The organism is Pseudomonas sp. P1_F7 (assembly GCF_056405655.1).
In genome coordinates this window covers 38,802-63,150 of sequence record NZ_JBFUBR010000028.1, presented here as the reverse complement: position 1 = coordinate 63,150, position 24,349 = coordinate 38,802, and the positions used below count along the sequence as shown (strand labels likewise).

18 protein-coding genes and 4 pseudogenes are annotated in these 24,349 nt (G+C 60.4%); 14 read left to right on the top strand and 8 right to left on the bottom strand.

What is annotated here, in order from left to right; translation table 11 throughout:
- Positions 1-64: 64 nt before the first annotated feature.
- Positions 65-2,119, bottom strand: coding sequence for a S9 family peptidase (locus AC1D1M_RS29760; RefSeq protein ID WP_477778455.1), 2,055 nt, complete (start codon positions 2,117-2,119; stop codon positions 65-67).
- Positions 2,120-2,332: 213 nt separating this feature from the next.
- Between AC1D1M_RS29760 and AC1D1M_RS29755 the strand changes: the two genes are divergently transcribed.
- From AC1D1M_RS29755 to AC1D1M_RS29745, 3 genes are read left to right on the top strand one after another with little or no spacing between them, the layout of a single operon-like run.
- Positions 2,333-2,830 (top strand): MFS transporter, encoded by a 498-nt coding sequence (locus tag AC1D1M_RS29755; protein WP_477778454.1) that lies wholly within the window; start codon positions 2,333-2,335, stop codon positions 2,828-2,830.
- A 32-nt stretch (positions 2,831-2,862) separates the two neighbouring features.
- Complete coding sequence (locus AC1D1M_RS29750) at positions 2,863-3,639, top strand: class II glutamine amidotransferase (RefSeq protein ID WP_095945363.1); 777 nt, start codon at positions 2,863-2,865, stop codon at positions 3,637-3,639.
- 13 nt (positions 3,640-3,652) lie between these two features.
- Positions 3,653-4,195 (top strand): DUF2937 family protein, encoded by a 543-nt coding sequence (locus tag AC1D1M_RS29745; protein ID WP_477778453.1) that lies wholly within the window; start codon positions 3,653-3,655, stop codon positions 4,193-4,195.
- Positions 4,196-4,239: 44 nt separating this feature from the next.
- Here the strand turns inward: AC1D1M_RS29745 and AC1D1M_RS29740 are convergent, their stop codons facing one another.
- From AC1D1M_RS29740 to AC1D1M_RS29730, 3 genes and pseudogenes are all read right to left on the bottom strand, one after another.
- Entirely contained in the window at positions 4,240-6,351 is a 2,112-nt protein-coding gene (locus AC1D1M_RS29740) for a TonB-dependent receptor (protein WP_477778452.1), read from the bottom strand.
- A 15-nt stretch (positions 6,352-6,366) separates the two neighbouring features.
- Positions 6,367-6,563, bottom strand: a pseudogene (locus AC1D1M_RS29735) (hypothetical protein); the annotation flags it as partial.
- Between the two features lie 261 nt (positions 6,564-6,824).
- Positions 6,825-7,754: a LysR family transcriptional regulator gene (locus AC1D1M_RS29730; RefSeq protein WP_477778451.1), complete on the bottom strand. Its 930-nt coding sequence runs from the start codon at positions 7,752-7,754 to the stop codon at positions 6,825-6,827.
- A 146-nt stretch (positions 7,755-7,900) separates the two neighbouring features.
- On the opposite strand from AC1D1M_RS29730, the gene AC1D1M_RS29725 reads away from it, so the two are divergent.
- The 4 genes from AC1D1M_RS29725 to AC1D1M_RS29710 all read left to right on the top strand — a co-directional run bounded on the left by AC1D1M_RS29725 (position 7,901) and on the right by AC1D1M_RS29710 (position 11,637).
- Positions 7,901-9,187, top strand: coding sequence for an MFS transporter (locus tag AC1D1M_RS29725; RefSeq protein WP_477778450.1), 1,287 nt, complete (start codon positions 7,901-7,903; stop codon positions 9,185-9,187).
- A gap of 73 nt (positions 9,188-9,260) precedes the next feature.
- Positions 9,261-10,013, top strand: coding sequence for a 5-oxoprolinase subunit PxpA (locus AC1D1M_RS29720; RefSeq protein WP_477778449.1), 753 nt, complete (start codon positions 9,261-9,263; stop codon positions 10,011-10,013).
- Entirely contained in the window at positions 10,010-10,714 is a 705-nt protein-coding gene (locus AC1D1M_RS29715; RefSeq protein ID WP_477778448.1) for a 5-oxoprolinase subunit B family protein, read from the top strand. The genes AC1D1M_RS29720 and AC1D1M_RS29715 overlap by 4 nt, the downstream gene beginning before the upstream one ends.
- Positions 10,711-11,637, top strand: a complete 927-nt coding sequence (locus tag AC1D1M_RS29710; protein ID WP_477778447.1) for a 5-oxoprolinase subunit C family protein — start codon at positions 10,711-10,713, stop codon at positions 11,635-11,637. Before AC1D1M_RS29715 ends, AC1D1M_RS29710 begins: the two co-directional genes overlap by 4 nt.
- Before the next feature lie 117 nt (positions 11,638-11,754).
- Here the strand turns inward: AC1D1M_RS29710 and AC1D1M_RS29705 are convergent, their stop codons facing one another.
- Both AC1D1M_RS29705 and AC1D1M_RS29700 read right to left on the bottom strand, forming a co-directional pair.
- Complete coding sequence (locus tag AC1D1M_RS29705; RefSeq protein ID WP_008049176.1) at positions 11,755-12,933, bottom strand: vWA domain-containing protein; 1,179 nt, start codon at positions 12,931-12,933, stop codon at positions 11,755-11,757.
- Between the two features lie 12 nt (positions 12,934-12,945).
- Positions 12,946-13,791, bottom strand: coding sequence for an AAA family ATPase (locus AC1D1M_RS29700; protein WP_007984829.1), 846 nt, complete (start codon positions 13,789-13,791; stop codon positions 12,946-12,948).
- A gap of 205 nt (positions 13,792-13,996) precedes the next feature.
- Between AC1D1M_RS29700 and AC1D1M_RS29695 the strand changes: the two are divergent.
- Together AC1D1M_RS29695 and AC1D1M_RS29690 are read left to right on the top strand one after the other, a co-directional pair.
- A pseudogene (locus AC1D1M_RS29695) lies at positions 13,997-14,228 on the top strand (DUF4160 domain-containing protein).
- Entirely contained in the window at positions 14,216-14,716 is a 501-nt protein-coding gene (locus tag AC1D1M_RS29690; RefSeq protein ID WP_477778446.1) for a DUF2442 domain-containing protein, read from the top strand. Before AC1D1M_RS29695 ends, AC1D1M_RS29690 begins: the two are co-directional and overlap by 13 nt.
- Here the strand turns inward: AC1D1M_RS29690 and AC1D1M_RS29685 are convergent.
- Positions 14,709-14,816 (bottom strand): annotated as a pseudogene (locus AC1D1M_RS29685) (DUF748 domain-containing protein); the annotation flags it as partial. The gene AC1D1M_RS29690 and the pseudogene AC1D1M_RS29685 overlap by 8 nt on opposite strands.
- 129 nt (positions 14,817-14,945) lie before the next feature.
- Between AC1D1M_RS29685 and cysK the strand changes: the two are divergent.
- From cysK to AC1D1M_RS29670, 3 genes and pseudogenes are all read left to right on the top strand, one after another.
- Entirely contained in the window at positions 14,946-15,920 is a 975-nt protein-coding gene (gene cysK, locus AC1D1M_RS29680) for a cysteine synthase A (protein WP_218477128.1), read from the top strand.
- Between the two features lie 265 nt (positions 15,921-16,185).
- The gene (locus tag AC1D1M_RS29675; protein WP_477778445.1) at positions 16,186-17,124 is read left to right on the top strand and encodes an aspartyl/asparaginyl beta-hydroxylase domain-containing protein; all 939 of its coding nucleotides are present in this window, start codon (positions 16,186-16,188) and stop codon (positions 17,122-17,124) included.
- A gap of 119 nt (positions 17,125-17,243) precedes the next feature.
- A pseudogene (locus AC1D1M_RS29670) lies at positions 17,244-17,351 on the top strand (EamA family transporter); the annotation flags it as partial.
- Positions 17,352-17,414: 63 nt separating this feature from the next.
- On the opposite strand, the gene AC1D1M_RS29665 reads toward AC1D1M_RS29670, so the two are convergent.
- Entirely contained in the window at positions 17,415-18,323 is a 909-nt protein-coding gene (locus AC1D1M_RS29665; protein ID WP_477778444.1) for a DMT family transporter, read from the bottom strand.
- A gap of 157 nt (positions 18,324-18,480) precedes the next feature.
- Here AC1D1M_RS29665 and aceK point away from each other — a divergent pair, with 157 nt between their 5' ends.
- Both aceK and hrpA read left to right on the top strand, forming a co-directional pair.
- A complete protein-coding gene (gene aceK / locus AC1D1M_RS29660) occupies positions 18,481-20,199 on the top strand; it encodes a bifunctional isocitrate dehydrogenase kinase/phosphatase (protein WP_477778443.1) in 1,719 nt (572 codons plus the stop codon).
- A 161-nt stretch (positions 20,200-20,360) separates the two neighbouring features.
- Positions 20,361-24,236 (top strand): ATP-dependent RNA helicase HrpA, encoded by a 3,876-nt coding sequence (gene hrpA / locus AC1D1M_RS29655; protein ID WP_477778442.1) that lies wholly within the window; start codon positions 20,361-20,363, stop codon positions 24,234-24,236.
- Positions 24,237-24,349: the final 113 nt, after the last annotated feature.

The window sequence follows — 24,349 nt, the reverse complement described above, 5'->3', positions numbered from 1 at the left end:
AATCCCCTGTGGTGTATCGGCTGACGGTGTGCGCAATTAAGACTGGCACACCGCGCCAGGTTCCTCAGGCAATGCCCAAAACCTTGAACAAAAATGCATATTCGAGTGCTACGTCACGCAATCCCTGATATCGACCGCTCATCCCACCATGCCCGGCACCCAGTTCAGTTTTGAGCAGCAGGGGATTGCTGTCGGTCTTGGTCGCGCGCAATTTCGCCACCCACTTGGCCGCTTCCCAATATTGCACGCGGCTGTCGTTGTAACCGGCGATCACCAGGGTCGCCGGATAAGCTTGCGCGGTGACGTTTTCGTATGGGGCGTAGGCCTTGATCCGATCATGGACGTCGGGTTCTTCAGGGTTGCCCCACTCGTCGTATTCCGTGACGGTCAATGGCAGCTCAGGGTCGAGCATGGTGTTGAGTACGTCGACGAACGGTACTTCGGCGATGGCGGCGCCAAACAGCTCCGGCCGTTGATTGAGCACCGCGCCGATCAGCAAGCCACCGGCGCTGCCGCCACTGATCGCCAACTGCGGTGCAGTGGTGAAGCCTTGGGCGATCAGGTGTTCGGCGCAGGCGATAAAGTCGCTGAAGGTGTTGTGCTTGTGCTCCTGCTTGCCGGCGCGATACCAGGCTTCCCCCAGTTCGCCGCCGCCACGCACATGGGCAATGGCAAACGCCATGCCGCGATCCAGCAGGCTCAGGCGCGCATGGGAAAACCACGGGTCGAGGCTTTCGCCATAGGCGCCATAGCCGTAGAGATACAGCGGCACGGGTTTGCCCAGGTCTGCGCGTTTGATCACCAGGCTGATGGGCACTTGCGTGCCGTCTGGCGCGGTAGCCCACAGGCGTTGGCTGACGTAAGTATCGGCATCGAACGGGCCGAGCACCGGGGTTTGCTTGAGCACTTTTTGCTCGCCGGTCGCCAGTTCAAGCTGGCGGATTTGCGTCGGACGGTTCAACGCTTCGTAGCGCAGGCGTATCCGGTCGCTTTCGAACTCCAGGCTGTTTTGCACGTGCAGGCTGTAGGCTGCATCCGGCAATTGCACGCGATAGGGCGCCAGGCCATGCGGGTGAACTTCAATGACCGGCAAGCCGCCAACCCGCAGGCTCAGGGTCATGGCCCCGGTGTTCAGGCTGATGCCGTCGATCATCACTGTGTCGCTGTGGGGGATCAGGTTCTGCCAGTCGGCTTCGGTGGGCGCGGCGCCGGTATCGACAGCGGTGTACAAGGCGAAATTGATGCCGTCACGGTTGCTGCGAATGAACCAGGTCCATTGACCGTCGAGTACGCCGTGGTCGACGTCGTACTCATGCTCCTCGACCCGTGGCGCGATGCAGGTAAAGGCTTGCTGCGGCTGGTTGGCGTCGAGGACCCAGGCTTCGCTGGTGGTCTTGCTGCCCACGGACAGCAGCAATTGCTGCTCGGAGCTTGAACGGTAGCAATGCATGAAGAAGCGACCGTCCGGCTCATGGAACACTTCTTCGGCCGCCGTGCCGTCCAGTCGATAGCGATACAGCTTGTGCGGGCGATGGGTGTCGTCCAGTTCACCAAAGAACAGTGTCAGGCTGTCGTTGGCCCAGGTCATGCTGCCGTCGCAGTCCTGGAACTCCAGCTCGCTGACGCGGCCGTCGGACAATTCCTTCACGAACAGCGTGTAAATCTCCTCGCCGCTGGAATCGATGCTGTAGGCCAGGCGCTGATGGTCCGGGCTGATGCTGAACGCCCCCAGGGAAAAGAAGCCGCCTTTGGCCAGTTCATTGGGGTCGAGCAGCAGTTGTTCGCGGCTTTCGTCGAGGGTCAGGCTGTCATCGGCCGGACGCGGGCAGCGGTAGTGCCGGGCGTACTCATCGCCCGCCGTGGTGCGGGTGTAGTACAGATACGGTCCCCACGGTGAGGGCAGGGACAAATCGGTCTCGAGAATCCGCCCCTTGATCTCTTCGAACAGGGTTTCGCGCAGTCCGGCCTGGTCGGCGGTTTGCGCTTCCTGATAGCTGTTTTCGGCTTTCAGGTAGTCGAGCACTGCCTTGGTGTCGCGCTCTTGCAGCCAGGCATACGGGTCGGAGCCATCAGCCATGTGGGCAATCGGAGCGTCGTGAATGTTGGTGGATAGGGGCATGGAAAACTCTCGAACTCTGTACGAAATAGGTTTGAAACCTGTGGGAGCGAGCTTGCTCGCGATGAGGCCATTACATCCAATATCAATGTTGACAGTCAGTCCGCCATCGCGAGCAAGCTCGCTCCCACAGGTCCTGTGTCTTGACCTACTGCCATTGGGCAAGCCTGATGGGCGAAAAGCCGTTATCATAAGCGCCTCTTTGCCTGCCTTGCCATGGACACCATGACCGAGAACGACTATCTGATCGCTTGGGGCCTCTACGCCTTCGCCGCTTTGGGCTGCCTGTTGGTGTGGATGCGCTTGACCCGCTGGATGTGGCGTTGGCTACGTGAGCCGTTGCGGCTGGCGATGGCCGTGCTGTTGTTCAGCCCGACCATCATCGACCCGGTCAAGGACAAAGTCGCACCGGCCGTCGCCATTACCGCGCTCGACCTGCTGTTCAAGGTCGGCAACAACGCCTGGCGGGCGATTTCCGATCTGTTCATGTACGGCATGATCGCGTTCGGCTTCTATCTGGTGCTGGTGGCGATCCGTTTCCCCATCGAACGCGCCTCCAACGCCCGTAAGGAACAGGCTGCCGCCGCCAAAGCCGCCGTTCGCGCCGAAGAACCCGAAGACGATCAACCGTTCGGCGGTGCCGGCGATGATCGCTACGGTCGTCCTCCGGTGCCGAGCAATCCTCAGCGGATGCGAGTCGAACCCCGTCTGTAACCTTGCCCCTGCGATTGAGCGAGAGTCCGAGCATGTGTGAGTTATTGGGCATGAGCGCCAATGTCCCGACCGATATCGTGTTCAGCTTTACCGGGCTGATGCAGCGCGGTGGTCGCACCGGTCCACACCGCGATGGCTGGGGCATTGCCTTCTATGAAGGCCGTGGGCTGCGGCTGTTCCAGGACCCGGCGGCAAGCTGCGAGTCGGAAGTCGCGAACCTGGTGCAGCGCTATCCGATCAAGAGCGAAGTGGTGATCGGGCACATCCGCCAGGCCAACGTCGGCAAGGTCTGCCTGTCCAACACGCATCCGTTCGTCCGTGAGCTGTGGGGGCGCAACTGGTGTTTCGCCCATAACGGCCAGTTGGCGGATTTTCAGCCAGCAGCCAGTTTCTATCGTCCCGTGGGTGATACCGACAGCGAAGCGGCGTTCTGCGATTTGCTCAACCGTGTGCGTGCGGCGTTCCCCGAACCGGTCGAGGTCGAAGCGTTGCTGCCGGATCTGGTGGCCGCTTGCGCCGAGTACCGCAGCAAAGGCGTGTTCAACTGTCTGCTCAGCGACGGCGACTGGCTGTTCTGCTATTGCTCGACCAAATTGGCGCAAATCACCCGTCGCGCACCGTTTGGCCCGGCGCGCTTGAAGGATGTCGACGTGATCGTCGACTTTCAGGCCGAAACCACACCTAACGATGTGGTCACCGTCATTGCCACCGAACCCCTGACCGAAAACGAAACCTGGACCCGTTACGAACCGGGTCAATGGAGCCTGTGGCGGCGCGGCGAATGCGTCAGCCAGGGCCAGACCTCATAAGGATTCAACCCCCATGTTGCTCAGTTATCTACGGCTGGTGTTGTTTGCGGCGGGCCTGTTGATCGGTGTCCAGGTGCCGGGCTTCATCAATGATTACGCCAAGCGGGTCGAGGCGCATCTGATCGAGGCGCAAGCCGGGTTGAGCGGGTTCCAGAACACCGCCAATCAGTTCTTCAAGGGTGACATGCAAGCCCTGGTGGCCCACTACCGGGCCAGCGAAGACCCGATCTTTCGCAGCGATGCCGACAGCCTGAGCAACCTGCTGACCCGTCAACTGGCGTTGGATAAACAGTTCCAGGCGATGCAGGGGCCGTGGTACATCCGCTTCCTGCAAGTGGTGCTGGCCGCTGATCCGGACATCCGCAAGGAAACCTGGAATGGCTACAGCTACCAGATCCTGTTGACGCCCGAAGCGATGGTCTGGGGCATGGGCGGCGCGTTGCTGCTGTCGTTTGGTCTCGAATGCCTGTTCCGTCTGATCGACTGGGTGGTGTTGGGTGGCAAGCGTCTGCGCCAGAGCCGGCCGATCGAAGAGCGGGATTTACGCGGCTTGTAACACTGGCGAACGGCAAGGAGCCGGCAAGCCGGCTCCTTGCTTGATTACCAATCAATCGAATAGGTCATGCTCAAGGTGCGGCCTTCGGCGTTGGGGAATGGCGCTCTGGCGTTGGCCTGGGCGAACAGGTTGACGTACGTGCGGTTGGTCAGGTTGTACACCCCGCCTTCCAGACGACCGACCGGCAAGTACACGGAGCCGAGCAGGTCCACCAGCGTATAGCCTTCAATGTCGCGCCCGTTGTTGTCCTTGGCGGCAGCGTCGTAACTGGACAGGTGCATGCCTTGCAGACGCAGGGTGTAGTCGTCTTCGGTGTAGCCGACGAACAGCGTGGTTTTGGCCGGTGAAATGCGTGTCGCCGGCAGATCGATCCATTTCCCGTTCTGCTCGGTCTCGCCTTTGGCCCAGGCATAGGTGCCACCCACCGACCAGTGATCGGTCGCGAGGTAGGTCAGGCTGTTTTCGATGCCGCGAACCCGCTCCTTCTGGTTGATCAGGCGCAAGACACGGTTATTGGCATCGTAGAACTGGGTCACGTCCGAGGTGTTTTCATAGACGGTGACGTCGGCCTGCCACCGGTCCCAGTCACCGCGCCAGCCCAGCTCGTAGCTGTCGACCTTGATGGCCTGGGCGTTGAGGCTCTGGATGTCGAAGGTGCTGTTCACGTCACGCAAGAAGCGCTGGATGTCCGGCAGCGAAAACCCCTGGCTGTAATTGGCGAAGACGTCCTGATGTTCACTCAGGTGATAGACCGCGCCCAGGTTATAGAGCGTGGCGTCGTATTTGAGGGTGTCGCCGGGCAGGACGGCACGTACGCCGGTCTGGACGATCTGACCGTAGGCGATGCTGTCGGAGACCTCGCTTTCGATCCATTCGCGGCGCACACCGCCACGCAAGGTCCAGTCTCCGATGTCCCAGGACATCTGCCCGAACAGCGCCTTGGTGGTGGTTTCGATATCCGGGCCCATCTCGTAAGTGGTGCCGGTCTTGGTGTAGGTCAGCCCTTTGAGGGTGTACTGGTCACCGCGCTGGCGGGAGCGTTCGTGATCATAGTCGGCGCCCCAGACCAGGTTACCCGTGGCGCTGCCGATGGCCGGCAACGGCGTGTCGATGGCGGCACGCAGGCCGTAGACATCCTGCACGCTGTTGTTGTCGGCGATCCCGGCCTTGCCCCGTGACAGGTCCGGGAAGAACAGCGCGTCGGCCCGGCGCCAGTAACTTTCCAGTTGCAGGCCCTGGCCGTAGAAGTCGTTGTCGGTGTAGTTGAGGTTGGCCGCCTGGTTATGGGTGTAGGGCTGGTCGTCGAGTTTCAGTCCTTTGACCGCCACGGCCTCTTGCAGGTTTTTCGGGTCTTTTGTGTAGTCAGTGTCCTGCTGGTCCTTGTAGTCCTGCAGCGACAGGCTGAGTTTTTTATCGGCATCCAGTTCGTAACCGAAACGACCTTGCAGGTCATAGGTGTCGGTGTCCATGTTGCTGCCCTGGGATGTGTCCTGAGGGATGCGATTGCCGTTGCCGTCGTACTGATCGTTGCGCTGGGTCAGGTCGGCGGACACGTACCAGTCCAGGGCATCCTTGCGTCCGGTCGCACTCTGAAAGGCCTCGTAGGCGAAACCCTTGCTGTTGAGGTTATTGCCGGTGGTCAGGCCCAGTTTGCTGCTGTAGGCAAGGTCCTGACCCTGATTGCGCTTGGTGATGATGTTGATGATGCCGCCCGAAGCACCGGCACCATAGATGCTGCTGGCGCCGGAAACCACCTCGATGCGCTCGATACTGGCCGGTGCGATGCTGTTGAGTTGGCGGAAGTTGTCCCGCGTGGCGTTCTGCGACACGCCGTCGATCAACACCAGCATGTTGCGCCCGCGCAGGGTCTGGCCGAAGTTGCTCATCCCGCCGCTGGACGGCGCCAGGCCGGGAACCAGTTGCCCCAGGATGTCGGAAACCCGACGCCCGGCGCCACTCTGTTGGCGGATCTGCTGTTCGTCGATCACCTGGACCGAGCCTGGAATCGAGGCAATGGTCGCTTCGCTGCGAGTCGCGGAAACGACAGTGGCTTGCATGTTCAATGTGCCGGGTTGCTGGTCGGTGTCCTCGGCCCAGGTCTGGGCGCTGACGGAGCCGAGCAACGGAATCAACAGGGAAAGTTTGGTTCGGGTCATGAGGTGGTCTTTTTTTTAGTCGTGACAAGTGTGGGTAGACAAGATTGTGGGGGCTGGCGCGAAGGAGAATGAGCGCACCCAGCGGATCCCGATGGCGGCCAGAGCAACCGGCTGACGAGAAACCCCAGCCATTCGTTAGCCAGTGCCGTGGCCGCCAGCGTCAGGGCGCAGAGCCAGGCAACGCCCTCGATGAGGCGCAAGGTGTAAACAGGATCAGGCGTTGGAGGCAGCGCCGCGCGGCGCGCTCCAGGGCATTGCTCAAATGATCGAGGGTGATGCGGCGGGAATGGAAGGCCGGAGTGCCGAGAGCTTGGCTCCAGTGTGAGAGCAGTTGCTGCTGTCTTTGCGTGAAAGCGCGCATCAAGTCCGATTCCTTCTGGACAGTGGTTTAACTGAATGCGCGCAGAGAATACATTTTCAAAATATTAATGCAAATGATAGTAATTGCTTCTTGTGATATGGAAAGCTCCTTTTCAGAGGCTGGCCAGGGGTTTGCTCAAGACCATGTAGCGCTCTCCCACCTTCCGCGCATACTCCTCCAGCACCTGCTGACACAACGCCACAATCTCCTCGACCCACTCAACGCCTACCCGCCACGACACCACCACCTGCAAGTCGGGTGGTCGCTGATCGATGTCCAGCAGGGTCAACTCCCCCCGTGCCAGCTCTTCGGCCACCAGCACCGGCGGCAACGCGCCGATGCCAAAGCCATCGCGCAGCAGCCGGGTAATTGCCGACACCGAGTTCACGCAGTTCAGACGTGGCGCCGTTACGCCATTGGCCTGCATCAGGGCGAGCACTTGCTGATGCGGGTGAGAGTTTTTCGAGTAGGTAATGATCCGCTCTTTCGCCAGGTCGGCGACGCCTGAATACTCACGGTTGTACAGGGAATTGCTGGCGACAATCCAGCCCATGGGGTGGCTGGCCAGTTCCAGGCTGCGCACGCTTTCCTGGCGCAGCAGGTCGGTTTGCAGGATCACGTCGAGAAAGCCTTTTTGCAGCTGATCGCAGAGGTTGAGCGAGGTATCGGCCACCAGTTCGATTTCCACCAGCGGGTAGTGATCGGTCATCTGCGCCACCAACGGGCTTAGCCAGGTATGGATCACCGTGTCCATCACGCCGATGCGCACCCGTCCGGCCTTGCTCGAGCGGGTCTCGATCGACTGCTTGAGTGCTTGCATGGTGTCCATCATCTGCTCGGCGTAATCGAGCACTTTCAGGCCTTCGGGCGTCAGGCTCACGCCGCGTGAGTCCCGCAGAAACAGCTTTACCCCGAGCTCGCCTTCAAGCACTGCGATGCGGCTGGAAATCGAGGCCTGAGTGGTGAAGAGCTTGTCGGCGGTCAGGCGAAAACTCTTGAGTCGGGCGACCCAGACGAAGGTCTCGAGAAACTTCAGGTTCATGGGATAAAGATTTCTTATGTCTAAGGCGGGTTTTTATTAGTTGGACGCAGCAGGGGCGCGCGTCCAAGAATCGACGCATCCGGTTCCCACGATAGGCGTCGTCGGGGCTCAGAACAATACCAATAAAATCAGCGCGGAGATTTGCCATGAGTGCGCCCGACACCACCGCCATTCCGAAAGCCTCGGCCCGCCCGGGACCTTTTGACTGGTATCGCAACATCAATCAGCAGGAACGCCGCACCTTCTGGAGCTGCAAGATCGGCTATGGCCTGGACGGCATGGACACCCAGATGCTCAGCTTCGTGGTGCCGACCCTGATTGCCATGTGGGGCATCACCACCGGCCAGGCCGGGCTGATCCATACCAGTACCCTGATCGCGTCGGCCATCGGTGGCTGGGTGGCGGGGATTCTCTCCGATCGCATCGGTCGTGTGCGCACCCTGCAACTGACCGTGTTGTGGTTTGCCTTCTTCACCTTCCTCTGTGGCTTTGCCCAGAGCTACGAGCAACTGCTGATTGCACGGACCCTGATGGGCTTCGGTTTCGGTGGCGAGTGGACGGCCGGCGCGGTGCTGATCGGCGAAGTGATTCGCGCCCAGGACCGCGGCAAGGCAGTGGGTATGGTGCAATCCGGCTGGGCGCTGGGTTGGGGGCTGACCGCAATTCTGTATGCGCTGCTGTTCTCGGTATTGCCACCGGAAGACGCCTGGCGCGCACTGTTCATCCTCGGCATCGTGCCGGCGATTTTCGTGATTTTTGTCCGTCGTCTGGTCAAGGACCCGGAAATCTATCGTGAAGCCAAAGCGAAACAGGAGCCGAGCAACCCGTCGAAGTTCTACGAGATCTTTGCCCCCGGCATGCTCTTCACCACGATTCGCGCTTCGTTGCTGACCACCGGCGCGCTGGGCGGCTACTACGCGATCACGTCCTGGCTACCGACTTTTCTGAAGAATGAGCGCGGTTTGAGCGTACTCAATACCAGCGGTTATCTGGCGATGGTGATCATCGGGTCCTACGTCGGTTACGTCATCAGCGCTTATTTGACCGACATCCTCGGACGTAAAAAGAACTTCATCCTGTTCGCCGTGGGCTCGTTCACCATTGTATTGCTGTACACCCAACTGCCGGTCAGCAACGGCGTGATGCTGTGGCTGGGCTTCCCGCTGGGCTTCTTCGCCTCGGGGATTTTCAGTGGCATGGGTGCATTCCTGACCGAGTTGTTCCCCACGCGCATTCGCGGTTCGGGCCAGGGTTTTTGCTACAACATCGGCCGGGCGCTGGCGGCGTTGTTCCCGCTGCTGATCGGCCTGCTCAGCCAGACCGTGCCGCTGAGTGTGGGCATTGGTGCCTTTGCGGCGGTTTCCTACGGCGTGGTGATCCTCGCGGCCCTGAGCCTGCCGGAAACCCGTGGCAAGCAACTCGACGCCCAGTAACTGATAACCTGCGGGCCTGTCTTACAGATATGTCCCGCAGCTAAAAAGAATAAAGCCTACAGGAGTGTTCAGCGTGAGCCGCCTGCTATTGAACTGCGACATCGGCGAGAGTTTCGGCAACTGGACCATGGGTCTGGACGCAGAAATCATGCCCTTCATCGATTGCGCCAACATCGCCTGCGGTTTTCACGCCGGCGACCCGAGCATCATGCGCAAGACCGTCAGCCTGGCCCTCAGCCACGGTGTGCAAGTTGGCGCGCATCCGGCCTACCAGGATCTGGTGGGCTTCGGCCGCCGCTCCATGGCGTATGCCACCCAGGAACTGCAAGACATTCTGCATTACCAGATCGGCGCCCTCGACGGCATCTGCCGGGCCCAGGGCGGCCGGGTCAGTTACGTCAAACCCCATGGCGCGATGTACAACGACATGATGGTCAACCCGGCCCAGTTACGTGCCGTGCTGCAAGCGGTGGCGTCCTATGACCGCAACCTGCCGCTGATGTTAATGGCAACCCGCGACAACAGCGCCGCCCAGCAACTGGGCGATGAATATGGCGTGACGCTGTGGTTCGAGGCTTTTGCCGATCGTGCTTACGACAGCGCCGGCAGGCTGGTGTCGCGACAACTGCCGGGAGCGGTGCATCACGACCCGGAAAAAATCATCGAGCAGGCGCTGACCATTGCCCGTGGCGATCACCTCACCGCCAGCGACGGCAGCGCCCTGCATTTGCAGGCCAACACCCTCTGCGTGCACGGCGACAACGCCAGTTCGGTCGCTGCCGTGCAACGCATCCGTGAAGCCTTGAACCGGCAGAGCGCGTCATGAAGTTGCGGGTAGAAGTGGTGGCGCTGGATTGCCTGATGGTGCGTTTGTTCGATGAAATTGCCGAAACCAACATGCCGTGGATGCTGGCGGCCAGTGAAAGTCTGCGCACGGCGTTCGCCGGGCATCTGATCGATCTGGTGCCGTCCTACACCACCTTGATGGTGCATTACGACTTGACCGCACTGAGTCCCGCCCAGGCCCGGGAATTGATCGCCCAGGCGCTGATCGATCTGTCGCCCAATGCGCGTACCCGCGGTACCTGTCATGTGTTGCCGGTATGGTACGACTTGAGCGTCGGACCGGAATTGAGCCTGTTATCGCAACGCAGCGGCTTGGCGGTGGAGGAGGTGATCCGTCGTCACTGCGAGCGTGAATATCAGGTGTTCGCCCTGGGCTTTGCGCCGGGCTTCGCCTTCATGGGGCTGGTGGAAGAGGTGCTCGCCGCGCCGCGTCTGAACACTCCACGCAAGAAAGTCGCCGCCGGCAGTGTCGGCATCGCCGAACGGCAGACGGCGGCCTACCCGGTGGTGTCGCCTGGAGGCTGGAACCTGATTGGCCGCACACCGACCAAATTGTTCGATCGTAACCGTGACGGCTACAGCCTGATGCAACCCGGTGACACCGTACGGTTCGAATCGGTCGGCCATGCCGAATTCATTAACCTGGGCGGTGACGATACGCCACTGGAGGCCCAGGCATGAGCCGTCTGACGATTGACGCGAGTACGCCGCTGTGCCTGTTGCAGGACGCCGGTCGTTTCGGCGTGCGGCATCTGGGCGTGACCCAGGGCGGGGCGGCCGATTGGCGTTCGATGTCCTGGGCCAACTGGCTGTTGGGCAACGGACTGGATGTGCCGGTGATCGAAATCACCCTCGGCGGGTTCACCATTGTGGCCGAGGAGGAGTGCGTGCTGGCCTTGGCCGGAGCGGATCTTGGTGCGCAGGTGGACGGCGAGGCGCTGGCACCGTGGCGTAGTTTCAGGCTGCACAAAGGTCAGCGTCTGCAATTCACCCGGCCGTTGCTCGGCGCCCGCGCCTATCTGGCGGCGCCGGGTGGGTTTGATGCACCGAAAGTATTGGGCAGTAGCGCGACGGTGGTCCGCGAGGAACTCGGCGGCCTGGACGGAATGGGTCATGCGCTGGGTAAAGGCGCGTCATTGAGCTATTCGGGCAACTCGGTGATGTTGCTGCGCGAAATGACCGCAGACCAGCGGCCGGACCTGAACCTTGATACTCCGTTGGATCTGGTCCTCGGTGCACAGATCGGTGAGTTCAGCGGGCAGAGCCTGTTCGATGCATTCAACAGCACGTGGAGCCTCGACAGTCGTGCCGACCGCATGGGCATTCGCCTGTTGGGTACGGCGCTGCAGTACCAGGGCAAACCGATGATTTCCGAAGGCATTCCGTTGGGGGCCGTCCAGGTGCCGCCGGACGGGCAGCCGATTGTGTTGCTTAATGATCGGCAGACCATTGGCGGTTATCCGCGATTGGGAGCGTTGACGCCGTTGGCGCTGGCACGGCTGGCGCAATGCCTGCCGGGGGCGCAGGTGCGGTTGCGGCCGGTGGTGCAGGATGTCGCCCATCGTGAGCATGTCGAGTATTTGCAGCTATTTTTGAACAGCTAAAAGCATCGCGAGCAAGCTCGCTCCCACAGGGTAGGAGTCGTTCACAAAACTTGTGAACAGCACCAAACCAATGTGGGAGCGAGCTTGCTCGCGATGGCGTCAGACCAGGCAACCGAATTACTTGGACAAAAACCGCATCCCTTCCTCCAACCCGCGAAGGGTCAGCGGATACATCTGGTCCTCGATCAAATCCCGCACGATGTTGGTCGAAGAGGTATAGCCCCAGGTGTCCTTCGGATACGGGTTGATCCAGATGAGCTTCTTGTACTTCTCCTTGAACCGCTGCATCCACACGTAACCGGCTTCTTCGTTCCAGTGTTCGACGCTGCCGCCCGCCTGGGTGATTTCATAGGGCGCCATGGCGGCGTCACCGATGAAGATCACTTTGTAGTCGGCACCGTACTTGTGCAGCAGGTCCATGGTCGAGGTGCGCTCGGAGGTGCGGCGCATGTTGTTCTTCCACACCGATTCATAAATGAAGTTGTGGAAGTAGAAGTACTCCAGATGCTTGAACTCGGTCTTGCAGGCCGAGAACAGCTCTTCGCAGATCTTCACGTGGGCGTCCATCGAACCGCCGATGTCGAACAGCAGCAACAGCTTTACCGTGTTGCGCCGTTCCGGCCGCATCTGGATGTTCAGCAGGCCGGCATCCTTGGCGGTGTGATCGATGGTGCCGTCGATGTCCAGCTCTTCCGCCGCGCCCTGTCGGGCAAACTTGCGCAGACGACGCAGGGCGACCTTGATATTGCGGGTGCCCAGCTCGACCGAATCGTCGAGGTTCTTGTATTCGCGCTGGTCCCAGACCTTGGCGGCCTTGCCTTGGCGCTTGCCGGCGTCGCCGACCCGAATGCCTTCCGGGTTGAAACCGCCGGAACCGAACGGGCTGGTACCACCGGTACCGATCCACTTGTTGCCACCGGCGTGGCGTTCCTTCTGTTCCTCGAGGCGTTTCTTGAACTCTTCGATCAGCTTGTCCAGGCCGCCAAGGGACTGGATCGCCGCCCGCTCTTCATCGGTCAGCGAACGCTCGAATTCCTTGCGCAGCCAGTCTTCGGGGATCAATGCCTGAAGATGATCGTCGAGCTTTTCCAGGCCATTGAAGTAGGCACCGAACGCACGGTCGAACTTGTCGAAATGCTTTTCGTCCTTCACCAGGATCGCCCGGGACAAGTAATAAAACTCGTCCATGTCGGCGAAGGTCACGCGCTGTTTCAGCGCGTTGATCAGGTCCAGCAGCTCGCGCACCGAGACCGGTACCTTGGCTGCGCGCATTTCATTGAACAGGTTGAGCAGCATGGCATCAGCCTCTTAGCGGGTGCCGCGACGGCTCATGAACGCCAGACGCTCCAGCAGTTGCACGTCCTGTTCGTTTTTCACCAGCGCGCCGGCCAGCGGTGGGATGGCCTTGGTCGGATCGCGCTCGCGCAGCACCGCTTCGCCGATGTTGTCGGCCATCAGCAGCTTCAGCCAGTCCACCAGCTCGGAGGTCGAAGGCTTCTTCTTCAGGCCCGGCACCTTGCGCACGTCGAAGAACACGTCCAGCGCTTCGCTGACCAGGTCTTTCTTGATGTCCGGGTAGTGCACGTCGACGATCCGCTGCATCGTCACGCGGTCGGGGAAGGCGATGTAGTGGAAGAAGCAGCGGCGCAGGAAGGCGTCCGGCAGCTCTTTCTCGTTGTTGGAGGTAATGATGATGATCGGGCGCTTCTTGGCCTTGATGGTCTCGTCGATCTCGTAAACGTAGAACTCCATCTTGTCGAGTTCTTGCAGCAGGTCGTTGGGGAATTCGATGTCGGCCTTGTCGATTTCGTCGATCAGCAGGATCACCCGTTCTTCGGATTCGAAGGCTTCCCAGAGCTTGCCCTTTTTCAAGTAGTTGCGAACGTCGTGGACCTTTTCCGTGCCAAGCTGAGAATCGCGCAGGCGGCTGACCGCGTCGTACTCATAGAGGCCTTGATGGGCCTTGGTGGTGGATTTGATGTGCCAGGTGATCAGCTTGGCGCCAAAGGATTCGGCCAGTTGCTCGGCGAGCATGGTCTTGCCGGTGCCCGGTTCGCCCTTGACCAGCAACGGCCGTTCCAGGGTGATGGCGGCGTTGACCGCCAGCTTCAGGTCATCGGTGGCGACGTAGGCCTGGGTGCCTTCGAACTTCATCTGCTAATCCTCGAACGGTAACGCCGACCTGAACGAGGCAGGGCGGGGGCGCAATAAAATGGTCAGCCCCGACTATAACGCGGTGCCCGGTCGACTGTGAACGCAGACGGCTTATTCAGTCTCTGAATGGGGCGTCACATCTTGACTCGGTCTCGGCTGCTGGCCAGTATTGAGCTATCGCCATTTTGGCGATAGCTTGCCGGGCATGTCTACTAAATACCGATTTCGCGACACATACCGCATTCAATTGCGCGAGAAGGATCATCCGCCGCCTCATGTCCACCTGACCGGTGGCGGCCTGGACGTCATGCTCAGCCTGGAAACCGTCGAGGTGATGGTAGGCCGGGCTCCGCCCCTGATCATCAGGGAAGCACTGGATTGGGTCAGGGCGCCATCAGGCGCAACTGCTCGAGGACTGGAAACGATGTTACCCATGAAACGACCACGACTGCTGGCCGTACAGGCACTACCGGAGTATCGCCTGGCATTGACCTTTATTGACGGTCAGCAACTGACTCTCGACCTGAGCCGGGATTTGCTGGCCTTTCCAGGCTTGCAACCATTGCAGGGACGCGCTTTCGATGGCGCGGCTCTGGGTGATGATGGCTGGTGCGTCGAGTGGTCTGAGCAGGACATCCAGATTGGTGCAGACACGTTGTTCCTGGATGCGATCGCACAAAATGCCTCCGACGAAAATACCCGGATCTTCATCGACTGGCGCGCTCGCACCGGGTTGTCACTCACACAGGCCGCCGAGGCGCTGGGGGTCAGTACCCGCAGCATCAGTCGTTACAGCCGTGGCAAGGAAGCGGTGCCGCGGTCCCTGGCACTGGCCTGTCTTGGGTGGGATTTCCTGCAGTTGCAAGCGAACGCGTCGCGGGCGGCCGAGGAAACAGGCCGCTACTCAGTCACTCGTTCTCATTGAGGTAGTTGCGCACCAGATAGGGCAAGGCGATATGTAGCGTAATCAGCAGCACAACGAGGCCGATGAGGGTCCAGAGGGGCCAGCTGTATCGACGTTTCATGGTGGTAAATCTCTGGCGATCCAAAGCCGTTGACTGCACTGATAAGTGGACGTTCGACCCGACTGGACGCCTGCGGGCAAGAGGCTTACCTTGATGCCCTATTTCAATGCTGTCGTTAAGGACCCAGCCATGAGCCGCATTTTCGCTGACAACGCCCACTCCATCGGCAACACGCCGCTGGTGCAGATCAATCGCATTGCGCCGCGTGGTGTGACCATCCTGGCCAAGATCGAAGGGCGCAATCCCGGTTACTCGGTCAAGTGCCGGATCGGCGCGAACATGATCTGGGATGCCGAGAGCAGCGGCAAACTCAAGCCGGGCATGACCATCGTCGAACCCACCTCTGGCAATACCGGCATCGGTCTGGCCTTCGTGGCCGCTGCCCGTGGCTACAAACTGATGCTGACCATGCCGGCGTCCATGAGTATCGAGCGCCGCAAGGTACTCAAGGCACTGGGTGCCGAACTGGTGTTGACCGAGCCGGCCAAAGGCATGAAGGGTGCCATCGAGAAAGCCGGTGAAATCGTTGCCGGCGACCCGTCGAAGTACTTCATGCCGGCGCAATTCGACAACCCGGCCAACCCGGCCATCCACGAAAAAACCACCGGCCCGGAAATCTGGAACGATACCGACGGCGCGGTCGACGTGCTGGTGGCAGGCGTCGGAACCGGTGGAACCATCACCGGAGTTTCACGGTATATCAAGAATACCCAAGGCAAGCCGATACTCTCGGTGGCGGTGGAGCCAGCGGTGTCGCCGGTGATCACCCAGGCCCTGGCCGGTGAGGAAATCAAGCCGAGCCCGCACAAGATCCAGGGCATCGGTGCCGGTTTTGTGCCGAAGAACCTCGATTTGTCGATCGTCGATCGGGTGGAGCTGGTCAGCGACGAAGAGTCCAAGGCCATGGCCTTGCGCTTGATGCAGGAAGAAGGAATCTTGTGCGGGATTTCCTGCGGCGCCGCCATGGCAGTGGCCGTTCGGCTGGCGGAGACCCCGGAAATGCAGGGCAAGACCATCGTCGTGATCCTGCCGGATTCCGGTGAGCGTTATCTGTCGAGCATGCTGTTCAGTGATCTGTTTACCGAACAGGAGAATCAGCAGTAAACGTTAAACATTCGCGGGTCGTGGCTGGCGGTGATGGTTGGGGTGTTATCGCTGGCTGCGATCTATTGATCTGGTCCTGCTGATGATGGATTTGTATCAGCCAGCGTTCAGGCGTCTTATGTTAAGAAATGTTTTGTTGCATATTCATTAACATTGAATGTTGAAAAGTGCAGGTTTTTCACCGGATCGGTAGTGTTTATCATGCCAGCAGCCATGTCGGGCAATGGACGTGGCGCAATGTCGCTTATCTTCAAAGGAGTTGTTGATGACCTTATCGTTTGCCGCGAAGGCCTCGTTGTTGCTGCTGTTTCTCGGCAGCACCCTCTATGTGCATTTACGCGGCAAGGCGCGTCTGCCGGTTTTGCGCCAGTTCGTTAACCATTCGGCACTGTTCGCACCCTATAACGCCTTGATGTACCTGTTTTCCGGTGTGCCTTCGAAACCGTATCTGGATCGCAACAGGTTCCCGGAACTGGATGTGCTCAAGGACAACTGGGAGGTGATTCGCGACGAAGCGATGCACTTGTTCGACGAGGGGTATATCCGCGCGGCGGCAAAGAACAACGACGCCGGTTTTGGCTCGTTCTTCAAGAAGGGCTGGAAGCGTTTCTATCTCAAGTGGTATGACAAACCGCTGCCATCTGCCGAAGCCTTGTGCCCGAAAACCGTGGAACTGGTCAGCAGCATCCCCAACGTCAAAGGCGCCATGTTTGCGCTGCTGCCGGGCGGCAGCCACCTCAACCCGCATCGCGATCCGTTTGCCGGTTCCCTGCGTTATCACTTGGGGCTGTCCACCCCCAATTCCGATGATTGCCGCATCTTTGTCGACGGGCAGGTTTACGCCTGGCGCGATGGTGAAGACGTGATGTTCGACGAGACCTACGTGCACTGGGTCAAGAATGAAACGGAAAAGACCCGGGTCATCCTGTTTTGCGATATCGAGCGTCCATTGAGCAATCGCTTCATGACCCGCATCAATCGCAGTATCAGTGCTTGGCTGGGTCGCGCCACCGCCCCCCAGAATCTCGACGACGAGCGTGTGGGCGGGATCAACCGGGCCTACGCCTGGAGCAAGAACTCCAGCGATAAATTCAGTGGTGTGGTCAAACAGTGGAAGCGGCGCAATCCCAAGGCCTACCGTGTACTACGCCCGGTACTGGCGGTGGTGGTGCTGACGTTGTTGGGCTATTGGCTGTTTGGGTGACATCCGCTCTCGGAAATAAAAAAACCGCTCGTTGTGAGCGGTTTTTTTATGGCTCTTCACGGAATCCCGGGACGCCGCTCCAAACGCGCAATGCGGACTCTGTGACGACTATCGTTACTGGCCTTTTGGCCAACGGGTTGATCATGGTGGTTTATCAGGGCATCGGTCTGGCCGGGATGCTCTTCGGATTGCTGGCGCTGGCACTGGCGCGCATGACGTTTGGTTCTGATGTCAATGTAGTTTACTTCTGTGAGCAAGCTCGCGATGGCAACATCAGCATCTCTACAGCTCTACCGGTCCGCCACCATTACCGGTTTCACAGCCGCCGGCTTCAACACCAACCACAACGCCACGGCAATCAACAAGCCGCCATAGATATGCGCCATAGACAGCGGCTCATCGAGAAACATTGCCCCCCACAACACCCCGAACGGCGGGATCATGAAGGTCACGGTCGACGACTTTACCGGGCCGATCGAGCTGAGCAACCGGAAGTAAATGATGTAAGCAAACGCGGTACACGCCAGCCCCAATCCCAACAGTGACAACCAGACCTTCCAGCCGCCCCAGCTCTCCGGTGGCTGGCTGATCACGCTGTAGCCGAACAACGGCAATATGAACAGGGTCGCTCCCAGCATGCTGCCCAATGCCGACAGTCGACTGTCGAGCCCACCGGCCTGATCGAGCCAGCGTCGGGCAAGAAATCCGGCGAAACCGTAGCAGGTGGTGGCGAGCAGGCAGGCGACGGCGCCCATCAACAATTGCGCGTCGAACGCTACCGGACCGGCGCGGGTCAGGACGCCGACGCCAAGCAACCCGAGGAAAACCCCGCCGAGCTTGGCGGCGCTGAGTCTTTCATGGAAGAACAAGCCGCCGATCAGTACGCCCATCAGCGGTGTGGTGGCGTTGAAAATCGCCGAGTATCCGGCCGGCAGCACTTGCGCTGCGACCGAGTAGAGCGTCGCCGGGATGCCGGAGTTGATCACCCCGAGCAGCATCACGGTCTTGAGCTTGCCTTTGAAATCCCAGTTGATGCGCATCAAGCCAAGAATCACCAACAGTCCGACCGCGGCAATCGACACGCGGAAAAACGCCGTGGGAATCGTGCCAATCACCGGGGCGATGATGCGCATGAATAGAAAACTCGCTCCCCAAATGGCCGCCAGGGACAGTAAACGGAGAATATCGACGGGGTTCACAGCGCGTTCCTACCTTGATGAGGGCGAGAGTGTTGCTGACAGCCTTGTCCGTGGCAACCGAAAACCGGGCATTTAATTCGGCTGGAAAATTACGCTTCTCCTGCCCCCGGTTCACTGGCTAAGCTCAAGCCTTCCGAATTCCCGCAGAGGTCTCACCATGCCGCAGCAATGGCCAGCCGCCGACATCGCCCGCTTGATCCTCGATGGCTTTGACGATTACCGCGAGCATTTTCGCCAGATCACCGACGGCGCCCGGGCCCGCTTCGAACAGGCCAGGTGGCAGGAGACGCAATCGGCGTCGGCGGCACGGATCAATCTGTACGAAGAAAAAGTCGGTGAAACGGTGGAGCGACTGCGCACCGCGTTTGACGCCGACACGCTGGACGTCAGCTGCTGGCCGCTGGTCAAAAGCGCCTACATCAGCCTGATCGACCTGCGCTTCGACGATGAACTGTCCGAGACCTGGTACAACTCGATCTTCTGCGGGCTGTTCAGCCATGACCTGATCAGCGACGGCTGCATGTTCATTCACACCACCCGGCCGAGCCTGCGCCGTGCCCGGGCCGCGCAAACCCGCACCTACAAGCCGCAAGGCCAATTGTCGGCCATGCTCGCCAGCATCTTCGCCGACTACCGCTTCAGCGAGGATTACGCCGACCTGCCCGGGGACCTGAAACGCCTCGAAGCGCAGTTGCGCGAGAACCTGCCGGACTGGGTATGCAAGGACCCGGAACTGAGCGTCGAGCTGTTTTCCTCGGTGCTGTACCGCAATAAAGGCGCGTACCTGGTGGGGCGCATCTATACCGCCGACGAGCAATGGCCGCTGGCAATTCCCTTGCTGCACCTGGAAGGTCGCGGGATCCAGATCGATGCGCTGATCACCGACGAGGCGGACGTGTCGATCATCTTCTCGTTCACCCGCTCGTATTTCATGGTGGATGTGCCCGTGCCGGCGGAGTTCATTGGCTTCCTGCGGCGTATCCTGCCGGGCAAGCACATCGCCGAGCTGTACACCTCGATTGGCTTCTACAAGCACGGCAAGTCGGAGTTCTACCGGGCGCTGATCAATCACCTGGCCAACACCGACGACCAGTTCATCATGGCGCCCGGTGTACGCGGTATGGTCATGAGCGTGTTCACCCTGCCGGGTTTCAACACCGTGTTCAAAATCATCAAGGACCGTTTCTCACCGTCGAAAAACGTCGACCGCGCCACGGTGATCGAAAAGTACCGCTTGGTGAAAAGCGTCGACCGCGTCGGGCGCATGGCCGATACCCAGGAATTCGCCGACTTCCGTTTCCCGCTGAGCAAGTTCGATCAAGCGTGCCTGGAGGAGCTGCTGGAAGTCGCGCCATCCACGGTGTCGGTGGAAGGCGACACTGTACTGATCCGTCACTGCTGGACCGAACGCCGCATGACCCCGCTGAACCTCTACCTGGAAAACGCCAATGAGGCGCAGGTGCGCGAGGCCCTGGAAGACTACGGGCTGGCGATCAAGCAACTGGCGGCGGCCAACATCTTTCCCGGTGACATGCTGCTGAAGAACTTCGGCGTTACCCGTCACGGCAGGGTGGTGTTCTACGACTACGACGAGATCTGCTTCCTCACCGAAGCCAACTTCCGCCACATTCCGCAGCCGCGCACCCCGGAAGACGAAATGGCTTCCGAACCGTGGTATTCGATCGGGCCGCTGGACGTATTCCCGGAAGAGTTTCCGCCGTTCCTGTTTGCCGATTCGGGGCAGCGCAGGTTGTTCGACCAACTGCATGGCGAGTTGTACAACGCCGATTACTGGAAAAGCCTGCAGGAGGCGATTCGGGCGGGGAAGGTGATTGATGTATTCCCGTATCGGCGCAAGGGCCTCGATAACGAGTAGGAGCTGCCGCAGGCTGCGATCTTTTGATTTTGTTTTTCAGACGCGTCGACAAGATCAAAAGATCGCAGCCTTCGGCAGCTCCTACAGGGGAACCAGCCAATCCATGCCAAATCTGCGACAATCCGCACCCTGCGCCACTAGACGACTGAATTGCGTACCCGATGACCGACGAATCGCCCTCCATCGACAAACTGCTGAAAAACCTCGATCACGCCATGCTCGCCGACCGCCACCGGCTGCGGCGGCAGTTGCTTGAGCTGCGCAAGAAACCCGACGAGGCCAGGCTGGGCCAGTGGGTGACGCGGATGCAGGCGTCCTGTGAGCAGGTGCTGGCGCGCAAGGCCAGCCTGCCGGTGATTCGGTACGACGACAGCCTGCCGATCGCCGCCAAACGCGACGAAATCAAGAAAGCGCTGGAAAAGCATCAGGTGCTGATCATCGCCGGTGAGACCGGCTCGGGTAAAACCACCCAGTTGCCGAAGATCTGCCTGGAAATCGGTCGCGGCCAGCATGGTCTGATCGGCCACACCCAGCCGCGACGGATCGCTGCACGCAGTGTCGCCAGCCGGGTCGCCGAAGAACTCGGCACGCCGCTGGGTGCGTTGGTCGGCTATCAGGTGCGCTTCGAGGATCAGAGCGATTCCAGCACCCTGATCAAGCTCATGACCGACGGCATCCTGCTGGCGGAAACCCAGAACGACCGTTACCTGGAACGCTACGACACGATCATCGTCGACGAAGCCCACGAACGCAGCCTCAACATCGACTTCCTGCTCGGCTACCTGAAAACCCTGCTGCCGCGTCGTCCGGACCTGAAGGTCATCATCACTTCGGCGACCATCGACCTGGAGCGTTTCTCCAAGCATTTCGACGATGCACCGATTGTCGAAGTGTCCGGCCGTACTTTCCCGGTGGACACCTGGTACCGTCCGCTGACCCTGGAGCAGGACGAAGAGGGCAACCGCGTCGAGGACGACCTGACGGTGGATCAGGCGATCCTCGCCACCCTCGACGAAATTGCCGCCTATGAGCGCAGCGAACGCCGCAGTCCTGGTGACGTGTTGGTGTTCCTGCCCGGCGAGCGCGAGATTCGCGACGCGGCCGACATGCTGCGCAAGGCCCAACTCAAACACACCGAAATCCTGCCGTTGTACGCGCGGCTGTCGCCGGCCGAACAACAGCGGATTTTTCAGTCGCATCCAGGGCGTCGCGTGGTGCTGGCGACCAACGTCGCGGAAACCTCGCTGACCGTGCCGGGCATCCGCTACGTGATCGACAGCGGCACTGCGCGCATCAGCCGCTACAGCTACCGGGCCAAGGTCCAGCGCCTGCCCATCGAAGCGATTTCCCAGGCCAGCGCCAACCAGCGTAAAGGCCGGTGTGGACGGGTCGAGCCGGGCATCTGCGTGCGGCTGTACAGCGAAGAGGACTTCCTCGGGCGCCCGGAATTTACCGATCCGGAAATCCTGCGGACCAACCTCGCGGCGGTCATTTTGCAGATGCTGCATCTGCGCCTCGGCGAGGTCACCGCGTTTCCGTTCATCGAGCCGCCGGATGGCAAGGCCATCAGCGACGGTTACAACCTGCTGCAAGAGCTCTCGGCGGTGGATCGCAACAGCCAGCTGACACCGCTTGGCCGGCAACTGGCGCGATTGCCGGTGGACCCGCGCATGGGTCGCATGCTGCTGGAAGCGGCCAAGCTCGGCAGCTTGCAGGAAGTGCTGATCGTCGCCAGCGCCATGTCGATCCAGGACCCGCGGGAGCGTCCGCCGGAGCGTCAGCAAGCGGCGGATCAGGCCCACACCCAGTGGAAAGACGCCGACTCGGACTTCGCCGGGCTGGTCAATCTGTGGCGTGGTTTCGAAGAGCAGCGCCAGGCGCTGACCGCCAGTCCGCTGCGTAACTGGTGCCGCAAGAACTTCCTGAACTACCTGCGCCTGCGAGAGTGGCGCGACTCCCATCGCCAATTGAGCCTGATCTGCCGCGACATGCAGTTGAGCCTCAATAAAGAGCCAGCGGACTATCCGAAACTGCACAAAGCGGTGCTGGTGGGGTTGCTCAGCCAGATCGGGCAGAAAACCGAAGACGGCGATTACCTTGGCGCGCGTCAACGGCGCTTCTGGATTCACCCGTCGTCGGGCATCGGCAAGAAGCGCCCGCAATGGCTGATGACCGCCGAACTGGTGGAAACCACCAAGCTTTATGCGCGCATGGTGGCGAAGATCGATGCCGACTGGATCGAGCCGCTGGCCGGGCACCTGATCAAGAAAAACCACTTCGAACCCCATTGGGAGAAGAAGCGCGGGCAGGTCGTGGCGTTCGAGCAGATCACCCTGTTCGGCTTGATCGTGGTCGGGCGTCGGCCGGTGCATTACGGCCCGGTGGACCCGGTGGTTTCGCGCGAGTTGTTTATCCGTGAAGCGCTGGTGCGTGGCGAAATCCAGTCGAAGGCCAAGTGCCTGACGGCCAACAAACTGCTGCTGGAACAGCTCGACGAACTGGAAGCCAAGGCCCGTCGTCGCGACATCCTCGCCGACGAAGAAACCCTGTACGCCTTCTATGACGCACGCCTGCCGGCGGAGATTCATCAGACCGCTACCTTCGACAGCTGGTATCGGATCAACAGCCAGAAAGACCCGCAGTTGCTGATCATGCGCGAGGAAGACGTGCTGGCCCGCGAAGCCAGTGAAGTCACCGCCCAGCATTACCCGGATACGCTGCACATCGGCGATCTGGAATTGGCCTTGAATTACCACTTCGAACCGAATCACCCGCGCGACGGCGTGACCCTGCGCGTACCGGCACCACTGTTGCCGATGCTGCCGCCGGAACGCCTGGAATGGCTGGTGCCCGGTGTCATCGAAGCCAAGTGCATTGCCCTGGTGCGCAACCTGCCCAAGGCCCTGCGCAAGAATTTCGTGCCGGTGCCGGACTTCGTCAAAGCGGCCTTGCAACGCATGACCTTTGCCGAGGGTTCGCTGCCCCAGGCCTTGGGTCGCGAGCTGCTGCGCATGACCGGTGCCCGCGTCAGCGATGAAGCCTGGGCCGAGGCGGCGCAGCAGGTCGAAAGCCATCTGCGGATGAACCTGGAAATCGTCGATGCCCAGGGCAAGTTCCTCGGTGAAGGTCGCGATCTGGCCGAACTGACCGCGCGTTTCGCCGAGGCCAGCCAGGCGGCGTTGGCGGTGCCGCAAACCGCGAAGAGCCAGCAACCGGTAGAGCCGAAAGTGTTCGCCGCTGTGGCCGAGAAAACCCAGCAGAAGATCGCCGGGCTGTCGATGACGGTGTATCCGGCGCTGGTGGAGGAGAGCGGTACGGTCAAGGAAGGGCGTTTTTCGACGCCGGCCGAGGCCGAGTTCCAGCATCGCCGTGCCTTGCAGCGTCTGCTGATGCAGCAACTGGCCGAATCGGCGAAGTTCCTGCGCGGCAAGTTGCCGGGCCTGACCGAACTGGGCCTGCTGTACCGCGACATGGGCCGCGTCGATGCGCTGGTGGAAGACATTCTGCTGGCCAGCCTCGACAGCTGCATTCTCGAAGGCGAAGACCCGTTGCCACGCGATGGCGCCGGATTGGCGTCGCTGGCCGAACGCAAACGTGGCGCCTGGACCGAGCACGCCGAGCGAGTGGCCAAGCTGTCCCTGGAGATCCTCAAGCTCTGGCACGGTTTGCAAAAGCGCTTCAAGGGCAAGATCGACCTGGCGCAGGCCGTGGCCCTGAACGACATCAAGCAGCAACTCAGCCACCTGGTCTATCCGGGATTTGTCCGGGAAACGCCGATGCAGTGGCTCAAGGAGTTGCCGCGTTACCTCAAGGCGATCGAGCAGCGCTTCGAAAAAATCGGCGCCCAAGTGCAGCGCGATCGGGTCTGGAGCGGCGAATTGAGCGGCCTGTGGACGCAATACCAGACCCGCGCCAACAAACACGCCCAGGAAGGCAAGCGCGATCCGCAGCTGGAGTTGTATCGCTGGTGGCTGGAGGAATACCGGGTTTCGCTGTTTGCGCAACAGTTGGGGCCTGACATGCAATATAGATGTTGAATGTGATGGCCCCATCGCGAGCAAGCTCGCTCCCACAGGTTGCTGTAGTGCCTGTAGTAATAGGTGCGTCATCCAGCAAAAAGGGGCCAAACCCCAAGGTTTATGGCAAACTT